This window comes from Pimelobacter sp. 30-1, from assembly GCF_018831735.1.
Classification (GTDB): Bacteria; Actinomycetota; Actinomycetes; order Propionibacteriales; family Nocardioidaceae; genus Nocardioides.
The window spans coordinates 1-12,308 of sequence record NZ_NHTS01000002.1; the positions used below are offsets into that span (position 1 = coordinate 1).

Annotated in this window: 12 protein-coding genes, 1 pseudogene and 1 riboswitch; of the genes and pseudogenes, 8 read left to right on the forward strand and 5 right to left on the reverse strand. The window is 72.6% G+C overall.

The window, feature by feature from the left end; all coding sequences use genetic code 11:
• From CCO04_RS28310 to gcvT, 4 genes and pseudogenes are all read right to left on the reverse strand, one after another.
• A pseudogene (locus CCO04_RS28310) lies at positions 1–109 on the reverse strand (lipoyl synthase); the annotation flags it as partial.
• Positions 106–1,371 (reverse strand): serine hydroxymethyltransferase, encoded by a 1,266-nt coding sequence (glyA, locus tag CCO04_RS04460; RefSeq protein WP_374196954.1) that lies wholly within the window; start codon positions 1,369–1,371, stop codon positions 106–108. The pseudogene CCO04_RS28310 and the gene glyA, both read right to left, overlap by 4 nt.
• An 11-nt stretch (positions 1,372–1,382) precedes the next feature.
• The gene (gcvH, locus tag CCO04_RS04465) at positions 1,383–1,754 is read right to left on the reverse strand and encodes a glycine cleavage system protein GcvH (RefSeq protein WP_215812921.1); all 372 of its coding nucleotides are present in this window, start codon (positions 1,752–1,754) and stop codon (positions 1,383–1,385) included.
• A gap of 29 nt (positions 1,755–1,783) precedes the next feature.
• A complete protein-coding gene (gene gcvT / locus CCO04_RS04470) occupies positions 1,784–2,929 on the reverse strand; it encodes a glycine cleavage system aminomethyltransferase GcvT (protein ID WP_215812922.1) in 1,146 nt (381 codons plus the stop codon).
• Positions 2,930–3,085: 156 nt separating this feature from the next.
• Positions 3,086–3,182, reverse strand: a riboswitch (glycine riboswitch).
• 237 nt (positions 3,183–3,419) lie between these two features.
• Between gcvT and CCO04_RS04475 the strand changes: the two genes are divergently transcribed.
• From CCO04_RS04475 to CCO04_RS04510, 8 genes are all read left to right on the forward strand, one after another.
• Entirely contained in the window at positions 3,420–3,764 is a 345-nt protein-coding gene (locus CCO04_RS04475) for a hypothetical protein (RefSeq protein ID WP_215812923.1), read from the forward strand.
• A gap of 20 nt (positions 3,765–3,784) precedes the next feature.
• The gene (locus CCO04_RS04480) at positions 3,785–5,320 is read left to right on the forward strand and encodes an SDR family NAD(P)-dependent oxidoreductase (protein ID WP_257751528.1); all 1,536 of its coding nucleotides are present in this window, start codon (positions 3,785–3,787) and stop codon (positions 5,318–5,320) included.
• 115 nt (positions 5,321–5,435) lie between these two features.
• Positions 5,436–6,965, forward strand: a complete 1,530-nt coding sequence (locus tag CCO04_RS04485; RefSeq protein ID WP_215812924.1) for an amino acid permease — start codon at positions 5,436–5,438, stop codon at positions 6,963–6,965.
• Complete coding sequence (locus CCO04_RS04490) at positions 6,965–7,819, forward strand: glutamate ABC transporter substrate-binding protein (protein ID WP_252372782.1); 855 nt, start codon at positions 6,965–6,967, stop codon at positions 7,817–7,819. Before CCO04_RS04485 ends, CCO04_RS04490 begins: the two co-directional genes overlap by 1 nt.
• A gap of 3 nt (positions 7,820–7,822) precedes the next feature.
• Complete coding sequence (locus tag CCO04_RS04495; RefSeq protein ID WP_215812925.1) at positions 7,823–9,661, forward strand: putative nucleotidyltransferase substrate binding domain-containing protein; 1,839 nt, start codon at positions 7,823–7,825, stop codon at positions 9,659–9,661.
• A complete protein-coding gene (locus tag CCO04_RS04500) occupies positions 9,658–10,476 on the forward strand; it encodes a metallophosphoesterase (protein WP_215812926.1) in 819 nt (272 codons plus the stop codon). The genes CCO04_RS04495 and CCO04_RS04500 overlap by 4 nt, the downstream gene beginning before the upstream one ends.
• Before the next feature lie 10 nt (positions 10,477–10,486).
• A complete protein-coding gene (locus CCO04_RS04505) occupies positions 10,487–10,837 on the forward strand; it encodes a UBP-type zinc finger domain-containing protein (protein ID WP_215812927.1) in 351 nt (116 codons plus the stop codon).
• Positions 10,837–11,583, forward strand: coding sequence for an endo alpha-1,4 polygalactosaminidase (locus CCO04_RS04510; RefSeq protein ID WP_215812928.1), 747 nt, complete (start codon positions 10,837–10,839; stop codon positions 11,581–11,583). The genes CCO04_RS04505 and CCO04_RS04510 overlap by 1 nt, the downstream gene beginning before the upstream one ends.
• A gap of 3 nt (positions 11,584–11,586) precedes the next feature.
• Here CCO04_RS04510 and CCO04_RS04515 read toward each other — a convergent pair whose 3' ends face one another.
• Positions 11,587–12,105 (reverse strand): OsmC family protein, encoded by a 519-nt coding sequence (locus CCO04_RS04515; protein WP_215812929.1) that lies wholly within the window; start codon positions 12,103–12,105, stop codon positions 11,587–11,589.
• Between the last annotated feature and the right edge of the window lie 203 nt (positions 12,106–12,308).

The window sequence follows — 12,308 nt, forward strand, 5'->3', positions numbered from 1 at the left end:
CCATCTTCGCCTTGGTCTTGATCCAGGACGGCTTGCGCTCGATGGGGGTCTCGGCGTTGCGGGCCTCCAGCCGGAGGAGCTTGCGCCCCTCCGGCACGACCGCGGTCACGACAGCCCCGGGTAGAGCGGGTGCGCGGCGGCCAGCGCCGCCACCCGGTCGCGGAGCTTGGCCGCGGTGCCCTCGTCGTACGACGGCTTGAGCGCCTCGGCGATCACGTCGGCGACCTCGGCGAAGGCCTCCGCGCCGAAGCCGCGGGTGGCGAGGGCCGGCGTACCGATCCGCAGGCCGGAGGTGACCATCGGCGGGCGCGGGTCGAACGGGACCGCGTTGCGGTTGACCGTCAGCCCGATGCCGTGGAGCCGGTCCTCGGCCTGCTGGCCGTCGAGCTCGGAGTCGCGCAGGTCGACGAGCACGAGGTGGACCTCGGTGCCGCCGGTCAGCACCGAGACGCCCGCCTCGACCACGTCGGGCCGGGTGAGCCGCTCGGCGATGATCCGGGCGCCCTCGAGCGTGCGCTCCTGGCGCTCCTTGAACTCCGGCGACGCGGCCATCTTGAAGGCCACGGCCTTGGCCGCGACGACGTGCTCCAGCGGTCCGCCCTGCTGACCGGGGAAGACCGCGCTGTTGATCTTCTTGGCCAGCGCGGCCTTGCTGAGGATGACGCCGCCACGCGGTCCGCCGAGGGTCTTGTGCGTCGTCGTGGTGACGATGTCGGCGTAGGGGACCGGGCTCGGGTGCAGGCCGGTCGCGACGAGTCCCGCGAAGTGGGCCATGTCGACCATCAGGTAGGCGCCCACGAGGTCGGCGATCCGGCGGAACTCGGCGAAGTCGAGCTGGCGCGGGTACGCCGACCAGCCGGCCACGATCAGCTTGGGCTCGTGGAGCACGGCGAGCCGCTCGACCTCGGCCATGTCGACCCGGAAGTCGGCCGGGTCGACGTGGTAGGCGACGACGTCGTAGAGCTTGCCGGAGAAGTTGAGCCGCATGCCGTGGGTCAGGTGCCCACCGTGCGCCAGGTCGAGCCCGAGGATCGTGTCGCCGGGATCGAGCAGCGCGAACATCGCGGCCGCGTTGGCCTGGGCGCCGGAGTGCGGCTGCACGTTAGCGGCCTCGGCTCCGAAGAGGTCCTTGACCCGGTCGATCGCGAGCTGCTCGATGACGTCGACGTGCTCGCAGCCGCCGTAGTAGCGGCGGCCGGGGTAGCCCTCGGCGTACTTGTTGGTCAGGACCGAGCCCTGCGCCTCCATCACCGCGACGGGGGCGAAGTTCTCGGACGCGATGAGCTCGAGCGTGCCCTGCTGGCGGGCGAGCTCGGCGGTGATCGCCGCGTGGACGTCGGGGTCGAAGGCGGCGAGGGACTGGTCGAGCACGGCCGGGCCCATCAGGCGTCCAGGAGGGCTTCGTAGGCCGCGGCGTCGATCAGCTCGCCGGGCGCGGTGACCTTGACGACGAACAGCCAGCCGGCGCCGAACGGGTCGCTGTTGACCAGGCTCGGGTCGGCGTCGACGGCGTCGTTGACCTCGACGACCTCGCCGGTGACCGGGGCGTAGAGGTCGCTGACGGACTTGGTGGACTCGAGCTCGCCGCAGGACTCGCCGGCGGTGACGGAGGCGCCGACCTGGGGGAGGTCGACGTACACGACGTCGCCGAGTGCGTCGGCGGCGTAGGCGGTCACGCCGACCTTGGCGAGGTCGCCGTCGAGGGCGACCCACTCGTGCTCGGCGGTGTACTGGAGGTTCGTGGGGTTGGTCATGGTGATCTCCTGGAAGTCGTGGGCTGGGCTCAGCGGGTGCGGGTGTAGAACGGGAGCGCGACGACCTCGGCGTCCTCGAGGGTGCCGCGCAGGGACACGGCCAGGCGGGTACCCGGCTCGGCCAGCGCCGGCGGCACGTAGGCCATCGCGATCGGCTTCTCCAGCGTGGGGGAGGGCGAGCCGCTCGTGACGATGCCGACCTCGGCACCGGTCGCCGGGTCGTGCACCGGGTAGCCGGCCCGCGGCGAGCGCCGGCCGGACGAGACCAGGCCGACGAGCACGCGCTGCGGACCCTCCTCCTTGCGCCGTGCCAGCGCGGCGTCGCCGACGAAGCCCTCGGGCTTGTCGAGGACGACGACCCGCCCGAGGTTCGCCTCGAAGGGCGTCGTCTCCCGGTCGAGCTCGTGACCGTAGAGCGGCATGCCCGCCTCGAGCCGCAGCGTGTCGCGGCACGCCAGGCCCGCCGGGACCAGGCCGTGCGCCTGGCCGGCCTCGCTGAGCGCCGCCCAGATCGCCGCGGCGTCGTCCGGCTTGCAGTAGACCTCGAAGCCGTCCTCGCCGGTGTAGCCGGTTCGGGCCAGCAGCACGTCGATCCCGGCGACCGTGCCGGCGTCGATCGCGTAGTACTTGAGGTCGGGGACGTGCAGCTCGGTCAGCCCGGCCAGGATCTCCGCCGACGCAGGACCCTGGACCGCCAGCAGCGCCCAGTCGGCCGAGGTGTCGCGGACCTCGACGTCGTACCCCTGGGCGCGGGCGGCGAGCTCGGGCGCCACCACGGCGACATTGCTCGCGTTGGCGACGACCAGGAAGTGCTCGTCGGCGAGCCGGTAGACGACCAGGTCGTCGATGATCCCGCCGTCCTCGGCACAGATCATGGAGTAGCGCGCCCGGCCGACACCGATCGCCGACGGCCGGCCCACCAGCGCCCGGTCGAGCGCGGCGCCGGCCCCGGGCCCGCTCAGCTCGATCTCGCCCATGTGGGTCAGGTCGAAGAGTCCGGCCGTCGTACGGACGGCGCGGTGCTCGGCGGTCTCCGAGCCGTACCGGACCGGCATCTGCCAGCCCGCGAAGTCGGTGAACGACGCACCGAGCGCGCGGTGCACCTCGTGCAGCGGGGTGAGCCGCGGCGTGCTCGGCGGAGCGTCCTGCGGGGTCCCTGCGGGGGTCGTGGTCATTTGGGAGGCTTCCTCGTGGAGAGCCGGCTCGCGCCGCGCTCGTGGCTGGGTTGCCTCCCCGCTCTGTCATCGCTACCTGAGAGCTTCACCGTCCGGTCGGACGGCTTGCACCGTGGGTGCGGACCGGTGGATCCGGTCCGACTTTCCAGAGTTCGCCTCGTCCCAGCGGTCAGGGTGCCTGAGAGATTCTTGGGGAGATTTGCTCCTTCGGCGCCCCGTCCTCGTGGGACGGAGACTCTCCCGCTGGGGTTCGAACAGCGCGATGTTCAGTTGTGCGTCGCTGAGCCTAGGAGGCTGCGGGGGCCGGGTCAACGCGGGGTGGGGCTGGCGGCCGCCGAGGGCGCGGGGTTCCGGCGCCGAGGTTGCTTGGTTTCTGGGTCGAGGTCGCGGGGTTGCTGCGCCGAGGTTGCTGGGTTGGCTGGCTGGTGAGCTTGGTTGCGGTGGCGGCCGCGCTTAGCCGGCCGCCACCTCGGCGCCTATCGTCGGCCCCGTGGATCCTGTGGTCTGGTTCGTGGGGGCTGATGAGGAGCCTGCCGATGCCGCCTTCGGGCCGGATGCCTTCGAGCAGATGAGCCTCGAGGCCGCCGGGAGCGCCGCCGAGGAGGCCGCGATCCGGGAGTTCTGGCGGGGGCACCGGGTGGTGCTGATGTCGGTGGAGGGGGCGTACGCCTACCTAGCCACCCGTACGACGGACGGCGCCGTCGTCCACGGCGTCGAGCCCGAGTTCGAGGAGACCACGGTGGTCGCGGCGAGCGAGGCCGGGCTGCGGGCGCAGGTGGCGGGTGAGGTGCCGGTGCATCCGCTGGTCGCGGGCCTGATCCATGGCCTGGGCTGAACCGCACGTACGATTCGGCAGTGCCCAGCCCGTACTTCGTCGACCCCTCCGAGCAGCTGAGCGGGATCGACCCCGACGAGCTCGCGATCGCCCTCAAGGTCCTGGGGCAGCTGCCGCAGCTGCCGCCGGACCACGATGACATCCGCACCGTGAAGCGGGCGGCGTCGTACATGTACAAGATGATCAAGCGGGCGCGGCGGGCCGAGATCCGGATGGAGCGGCAGAAGCACGACCAGGAGATCATCGAGAAGACGGCGACCGGGTCGGCGATGCGGATCGATGACGAGACGGCGGGGATCCCGTTGGTGTCGACGGCGCAGGGGGCGTTCGCGGGGGAGCTGATCACGGCGCGCGGGTGCTACATCTGCAAGGAGGACTTCACGCTCGTCGACGCGTTCTACCACTGGTTGTGCCCGCGGTGCGCGGCGATGAGCCATGCCAAGCGCGACCAGCGCACGGACCTGACGGGCAAGCGGGCGCTGCTGACGGGCGGGCGGGCCAAGATCGGGATGTACATCGCGCTGCGGCTGCTGCGCGACGGGGCGCACACGACGATCACGACGCGCTTCCCCAAGGACGCCGTACGGCGCTTCGCCGCGATGGAGGACTCCGCCGACTGGCTGCACCGGCTCAAGGTGGTGGGGATCGACCTGCGCGATCCCACCCAGGTGATCTCGCTGACCGACGACGTCGCGGCCGACGGGCCGCTCGACATCATCGTCAACAACGCCTGCCAGACCGTACGACGCCTCCCCGGCGCCTACTCCCACCTCATCGACGGCGAGAACGCGGCACTCCCGACCGCCGAGTCGCTGGGCGTCAAGGCACTGCCCGAGATGGTCACCTTCGACCGGATCTCCGAGGCCCACCCCGCGGCGATCGCGGGCGCGCTGTCGACGACCGCGGTGGCCCACCACGACGGTGAGTCGGCGGAGGCGGCGGTGGCGGCGCACAACGCGGCGTCGCTGACCGCGCTGGCGCTCAAGGCGGGCAACGCCTCGCTGGAGCAGCACCTGGCCGGGACGGCGATCGACGCGGGCGGGCTGATCCCCGACATCCAGGACAACAACTCCTGGACCCAGGTGCTCGACGAGGTCGACCCGCTGGAGCTGCTGGAGGTGCAGTTCTGCAACTCGATCGCGCCGTTCCTCATCAACTCCCGGCTGCGCCCGGCGCTGCGGGCCGCGGTCCAGAACGGCGCGCGGCGGGCCTACATCGTCAACGTCTCGGCGATGGAGGGGCAGTTCTCGAGGCGCTACAAGGGGGCGGGGCACCCGCACACCAACATGGCCAAGGCCGCGCTCAACATGATGACCCGGACGTCGTCGGGCGAGATGTTCGAGACCGACAAGATCCTGATGACGGCCGTCGACACGGGCTGGATCACCGACGAGCGGCCGCACCACGAGAAGCTGCGGATCGCGGCCGAGGGGTGGCACGCGCCGCTCGACCTGGTCGACGGCGCGGCGCGGGTCTACGACCCGATCGTGCGCGGCGAGGCGGGCGAGGACCTCTACGGCTGCTTCGTCAAGGACTACGAGCCCTCACCCTGGTGATCGTCCGACGCGCCGGGTGACTCCTTGTCATGCGGCGCGTCGTGGGTGGACGATGCGCGGACGCGACTTGTGCGCCGGCCACTCGGGGCCGGTGCCGTCCCTAGGGAGTGTGCGCATGACAGCAGTGGAAGGCGCCCCGTCGGCGCTCGACGCCGAGCAGGTCGGCTACAAGCAGACGCTCGGCCGCAGGCACGTCCAGATGATCGCGATCGGCGGGGCCATCGGCACCGGCCTGTTCCTCGGCTCGGCCAGCAGGCTGCACAGCACCGGACCGGCGTTGCTGTTCAGCTATGCGTTCGTCGGGATGATCGCCTACTTCCTGATGCGGGCGCTCGGTGAGCTGGTGCTGCACCGGGCGACGTCGGGTGCGTTCGTGTCCTACATGCGCGAGTTCTACGGCGAGGGCGCGGCGTACGTCACCGGCTGGATGTACTGGCTCAACTGGGCGCTCACCGGCATCGCGGAGCTCTCCGCGGTGGGTCTCTACATGCAGTACTGGTTCCCGGACCTGCCGAAGTGGATCACCGTGCTCGTCGCGCTGGCCGTGGTGCTGGTGATCAACCTGCTCTCGGCGCGGGCGTTCGGCGAGTTCGAGTTCTGGGCCGCGATCCTCAAGGTCGCCGCGATCGTGGTCTTCCTCGTGGTCGGCCTGGTCGTCGTGATCGGCCGCTTCGACATCGGTGGTCACGAGGCGGGCTTCCAGAACCTGTGGAGCAACCCGGGCGGCTTCTGGCCGACCTCCGGCGGCTTCGAGTGGTACGGACCCATCCTGGTGATGTCGGGCGTGATCTTCGCGTACGCCGCGATCGAGATGGTCGGTGTCGCCGCGGGCGAGATGGAGGACGCCGAGCGCGAGGTGCCCAAGGCCGTCAACGCGGTGATCATGCGGATCGCGGTGTTCTACTGCGGCTCGATCCTGCTGCTGGTCTCGATGCTGCCGACCAGCGAGTTCGTGCCCGGGATCAGCCCGTTCGTCACGGTCTTCGACCGGCTCGGGCTCAACTGGATGGGCGCGGCGATCCAGATGATCCTCATCATCGCGGCGATGTCGAGCCTCAACTCCGGGCTCTACTCGACCGGGCGGGTGCTGCGCAGCCTCGGCATGTCCAAGCAGGCGCCGTCGTTCACGCTGAGCATGAGCTCCTCGGGCGTCCCGTGGGCCGGCATCGTGATGACCTCGGTGGTCTACGTCTTCGGCGCGCTGCTCAACGCGGTCGCCGAGCACGCCTTCGAGATCGCGCTCGAGGCGGCGGCGATCGGGGTGGTGTTCACCTGGGCCTCGATCTTCCTGTGCCAGATCCGGCTGCGGCGGCTCTCCGACCGCGGCGTCATCCCACCCAGCCCGTTCCAGGCACCCCTGTCGCCGTGGACGTCGATCGCCGGGCTGGTCTTCCTGGGACTGGTGATCGTGGGCATGGCCATCTCCGGGTGGCAGGCCTCGCCGTACTTCTGGGAGAAGACGAACTTCCTCGTCGTGGTCATCGGCATCCCGGTGATCGCGCTCGTGCTGGGCATCGGCTGGCTGGTCGTGCGGCCCCAGGTGATCGCCAACACCGGCGGCCGGATGCAGTCGGTCTGGACCGACGACGGCCCCCGGTACGTCGACGAGGAACCCTTGCCCGCCACCGGACGGGAGGACGTGTGATGCCCGCCCCGACCCTGCGCCGCGGTACCTGTGGTGTCGTGCTCGCCGCCCTGCTCGGCACCGGCCTCGCCGCGTGCGGCGACAGCGGCGAGATCAAGAAGCCCGACCTCGTCGAGGGCGCCGAGGCGGGCGGCAAGCTCACCATCGGCATCTCGTACGACGAGCCGGGCGTCGGGTTCAAGGACGGCGACGACTACAGCGGCTTCGACGTCGACACCGCCACCTACGTCGCCGAGGCGCTCGGCGTCGACGACGACGACATCACCTGGGTCCGTGCCGATCCCGCCGACCGCGAGGAGCTGCTCACCAGCGGCCAGGCCGACCTCGTTGTCGCGACCTACTCGATCACCGACGAGCGCAAGCAGCAGGTCGACTTCGCCGGTCCCTACTTCGTCGCCCACCAGGACCTGCTGATCCGGCGCAACGACACCGAGATCACCGGCCCCAAGACGCTTCACGACCGGGTGCTCTGCTCGGTGACGGGCACCACGTCCTCGGAGTACGTCCGCGAGCACTACAAGGGCGACATCACGCTCAAGGAGTACCCGCGCTACTCGGCCTGCGTCGAGGCGCTGCTCGACGGCAAGGTCGACGCGGTCACGACCGACGACCTGATCCTCGCGGGCTACGCGAGCGAGGACCGCTACCGCGGCAAGCTCAAGGTCGTCGGCGACGGGTTCACCGACGAGCGCTACGGCATCGGCGTGCGCAAGGGCGACACCGCGCTGGTCGCGAAGGTCGACGCCGCGCTGAAGCAGTACATCGACGACGGGTCGTGGCGGGCCGCGCTCGACGAGTCCGTGGGCGGCTCCGGGTACGACCTCCCGGACCCGCCGACGCCGGGCACGGCCTGAGCCGTGGCCGTGGTCCCGGAGGCGGTCGCGACGCTGGCCGCGACGCCGCCCTTCGACCGGCTCGGCGAGGACGAGCTGACCGACCTCGCCCGCAGCGGGCGGGTGGTCGAGCACGAGGACGGTGAGGTGCTGCTCGACGCCTTCACCGCGATGCCGCGCCACGTCCACGTGATCCGGGCCGGCAAGGTCGGGCTGTGGGTCGAGCCGGAGAGCGCCACGGACGTGCCGGACCTGGTGCTCGGGCCGGGGGACGTGTTCGGGCTCGACGCCACGCTGACCGGCCGCGCGATCGGGCCGCTGGCGGTCGCCTTGGGGCCGGTGACGCTGCTGCGGCTGCCAGCCGCCCGGGTCTCGGAGCTGCTCGCGGGGGACCGGCCGGTCGTCGTACCGGAGGTGCTGGCGGGGCCGCCCGCGACCGACTCCCCGGCGTACGTCGTCGTGGACGAGCTGGTCGTGAGCCGTCCGGTCGTCGCGGCCCCCGGCGAGCGGGTGGTCGACGTGGCGCGGCGGATGACCGCGGCCGACCACGGTTACGCCGCCGTCGAGCTCGACGGCGGCTGGGGGATCGTCACCGACCGGATGCTGCGCGAGCGGGTGCTGGCCGGTGACGTCACCGCCGAGACCGCCGTCGGCGACCTCGTCACGGGGGAGACGCCCGACCAGGTGGTGAGCGGCGAGTCGGCCGCGGCGGCGCTGATCCTGCTGCTCGACCGGCGCGCCGACTACGTGCTCGTCGTCGACCGCGACGGGACGCTGCGCGGCGCGGTCGAGCCGCGCGACTTCGTGGTGTCGTCGACCACCGCCGGCGTCTCGCTGCACGAGCAGCTGCGCCGCGCGGCGTCGGTGGAGGAGCTCCAGGAGCGGGCTCGCGGCATCCCCGGCGTCCTCGCCTCGCTGCTCGACGGGGGACTGGCCTCGACCAAGGTGATCACGGTGCACACCGCCCTGCTCGACACGACCGTACGACGCATGGTCGAGCTCGTCTTCGCTCGGCACCCCGCGCTCGACCCGGACGCCTTCACCTGGCTCGCGCTCGGCAGCAACGGTCGCGGCGAGGCGGTGCCGAGCTCGGACATCGACTCCGCGGCGGCCTTCGACGACCGGGTGAGCGCCGACGACATCGTCCGCTACCGGCACGTGTTCGCCGAGGTGGTCGACGGCCTGGCCGCCGCGGGCCTGACCAGCGACCGGCACGGCGCCACCGCGGCCCGGCCGCTCTTCGCCCGGACCAACGCCGCCTGGCGGGCCGCCGGACGCCAGTGGCTCGCCGCGCCGGCCCGCAACAACGGCGCGATGATGACCTCGCTGCTCGTCGACGGCCGCCCGATCTACGGCGATCCCGGGCTGCCCGCGGTCACCGGGGTCGTCGCCGGGCTGCGCGGGCACCCGGGCACGATGCGGCTGCTGCTCCAGGAGTCGCTCGCGCGGCGGGCCCGGCTGCGCTCGCTGCGCGACGTGCTGTCGGGGCGCCGGACCGGCTTCGACCTCAAGGACCACGCGCTGCTGCCCATCGTCAACCTCGCGCGCTGGGCGGCCCTCAGCGTCGGCTCGTCCGCGCTGCCGACCACCGAGCGGCTCCGCGCCGCGGCCGGGTCGACGGTGCTCCCGGCGCCCCAGGCGCTCGCGCTGGTCGAGGTCTTCGAGGTGCTCCAGCGGATCCGGCTGCGCCACCAGCTGCGCCAGGTCGAGCAGGGCGTCGCGCCCGGCGACCGGGTCGACCTCACCGCGGTCTCCGCGATCGACCGCAGCATCATCACCCGCGCGGTGCGCGAGATCGCCGCGGTGCAGCGCCGCCTCGACAACCTCTCCCTGTACGACGACCCCGAGTCGTGGTCGCGATGAGCACCCGCCACGCGGTGATCGGCGACGTCGGCGGCCATGCCGGGGCGCTGCGCGCCGAGCTCGCCCGGCTCGGGGTGCCCGACGAGGGGCGCGGACCGATCCCGGACGACCTCGTCGTCGTCCAGGTGGGCGACCTCGTGCACCGCGGCCCCGACTCCGAGGAGGTGGTCCGCCAGGTCGACGGCTACCTGCGCCGCCAGCCGGGGCGCTGGGTCCAGCTCATCGGCAACCACGAGGCGCAGTACGTCCGCCCGGCTGCGTTCCAGTGGCCCACGCCGCTCGACCCGACCGCGGCCGACCGGATCGGGGCCTGGTGGCGCGAGGGGCTCATGGTGCCCGCGACCGTGCTGCCCACGGGCGTCCTGGTCACCCATGCCGGGCTGACCCGGGGGTTCTGGCGCGAGGTGCTCGGCGCCCCCGGCTCGGCCGGCGAGATCGCCGACGCGCTGGGTGCGCTCGCCCAGGCCGACGACCCCGCGCTGTTCCGGGCCGGCTGCCTGCTCCAGGGCCGCGACCCGGACCCGCTGGCCGGGCCGCTGTGGGCCGCCGCCGCGAGCGAGCTGCTCGTCTCGTGGGCCGAGGCCGAGGAGCCCGCGCCGGTCGACCAGGTGCACGGCCACTCGTCGTCCTACGACTGGGAGCGCGGGGCCTGGCGGCTCGGTCCCGCGCTCGCCGAGCACGGGCACGTCGACGCGGAGGCCAAGCACGTCACGGTCGACCTCCCCGCCGGCGGCCGGGTCGTCGGCGTCGATCCCGACCACGGAGCCACGCCGCGCACGCCGTGGCGCTCGTGGCCGGCACCGGGGACGGCGTAGATTCGGGCGCATGGCCGACGAGACCCCCGCGATCGCCACCGACATCCCGCCCAGCGGCCCCGGCTGCGCCGAGTGCACCGCCGCCGACGGGTGGTGGGTCCACCTGCGCCGGTGCGCGGCCTGCGGGCACGTCGGCTGCTGCGACTCCTCGCCGCGCCAGCACGCGTCGGCGCACTTCCGCGCGAGCGGGCACCCGCTCATCCAGTCCTACGAGCCGGGTGAGGACTGGTTCTGGGACTACGCCAGCAACGACTACTACGACGGCCCGGCGCTCGCCGCGCCGACGAGCCACCCCGACGACCAGCCCGCGCCCGGGCCGCAGGGCCGGGTGCCGGCCGACTGGCGGACGCAGATCCACTGATGCTCCCCGCACTGGTCCTCGGCCTGGTGATCGCGCTCGGGTCCGGACCCACGGTCACGCCCCCACCCGGCGGCGTCGACCCCGACTACCAGCTCGGCGGCGTCGCGACGCCCGCGCCCAACGTGGGCGTGGTGGTCCGCGACCGGCGCGCCGCGCCGGCGCCGGGCGTCTACAACATCTGCTACGTCAACGGCTTCCAGACCCAGCCCGACGAGCGGCGGTTCTGGCGCAAGCGCCCGGGGCTGGTGCTGCGCCAGGGCGGGCGCCCGGTCGTCGACGAGGCCTGGGGCGAGTGGCTCCTCGACCTGCGCACCCCGGCCAAGCGCCAGCGCCTGGCCGCGATCGTCGGGCGCTGGATCGACGGCTGCGCCCGCGCCGGCTACGACGGCGTCGAGCTCGACAACCTCGACTCGTTCTCCCGCAGCCACGGCCTGGTCCGGGCGCGCCACGCCAAGAAGTACTCCCGCCTGCTCACCGCCCGCGCCCATGCCGCCGGGCTCGCGGTGGCCCAGAAGAACTGGGCCGAGCTCGACGGCCGGCGGCTGGGCTTCGACTTCGCGATCGCCGAGCAGTGCGGGCGCTACGACGAGTGCGGTGACTACGTCGCGTCGTACGGCGACCGGGTGCTGGTCGTGGAGTACCGCCGGCGCGACTTCCGCCGCACCTGCGCGGCCTACGGCGACCGGTTGGGCGTGGTCATGCGCGACCGCGACCTGACGCCGGGCGGCGTCCACGCCTGGTGCTGAGGCTCAGCCCAGGCTGACCTCGACCGGGACCGCGCTGCGCAGCGTGTGCCCGACCGGCGAGCTGGCGAGCACCTTGGTGTGCAGCGCCTCGAGCTCGGCGCGGCTCGCGGGGGAGTCGATGGTGACGGTGGCGCGGATGCCGTCGAAGCCCGCGTGGCCCTCGGCGAGCCCGAGGAAGACGTGGAGGTCGAGGTCACCGCGCAGGTCCACCCGCAGGTCGCGCAGCTCGATGCCGGCCACGGTGGCGTTGGCGGCGTACCCGACGGCGAGGCAGTTGCCCAGCGCGCCGAGGAGCTGCTCGACCGGGTTGGGTGCGGTGTCGCCGCCGCCGAGCGCGGGCGGCTCGTCGGAGGGGATCGGCGCGAACGAGCGGACGTTCGCCTCGGAGGTGAACGCGCCGTTCCAGGTCACGTGCGCGGCCCACGTCGTCCGGGCGGCGGCGGGGTCGGCCTGGACGGCCTGGACGAGGCTGCCGACGGCCGCGAGGTCGACGCCGTTGAGGTCGGTGCTGAGGGAAGTCATGACTTAACTGTAGTGATCTACTCATATTCGACGAGGGGTCCGCGGGAGGTCGTGCTGCCGTGCCTGGCGGGGCCTGTCAGGTGGCCCGCCGGGGTGGTCCACTGAGCGCGTCACCAGTCCCGTACGACGCCCGCCCACGCCTGGAGCCTTGTGGGTTCCCACCACGAGTGGGCCTGACGTTGGAGGTTCGCTCTATCCCGACG

Coding starts and splice junctions, on each gene's coding strand:
- gcvH (WP_215812921.1), bottom strand. CDS start 1,754: ATGACCAACCCCACGAACCTCCAGTACACCGCCGAGCACGAGTGGGTC.
- gcvT (WP_215812922.1), bottom strand. CDS start 2,929: ATGACCACGACCCCCGCAGGGACCCCGCAGGACGCTCCGCCGAGCACG.
- CCO04_RS04485 (WP_215812924.1), top strand. CDS start 5,436: ATGACAGCAGTGGAAGGCGCCCCGTCGGCGCTCGACGCCGAGCAGGTC.
- CCO04_RS04490 (WP_252372782.1), top strand. CDS start 6,965: ATGCCCGCCCCGACCCTGCGCCGCGGTACCTGTGGTGTCGTGCTCGCC.
- CCO04_RS04500 (WP_215812926.1), top strand. CDS start 9,658: ATGAGCACCCGCCACGCGGTGATCGGCGACGTCGGCGGCCATGCCGGG.
- CCO04_RS04505 (WP_215812927.1), top strand. CDS start 10,487: ATGGCCGACGAGACCCCCGCGATCGCCACCGACATCCCGCCCAGCGGC.
- CCO04_RS04510 (WP_215812928.1), top strand. CDS start 10,837: ATGCTCCCCGCACTGGTCCTCGGCCTGGTGATCGCGCTCGGGTCCGGA.
- CCO04_RS04515 (WP_215812929.1), bottom strand. CDS start 12,105: ATGACTTCCCTCAGCACCGACCTCAACGGCGTCGACCTCGCGGCCGTC.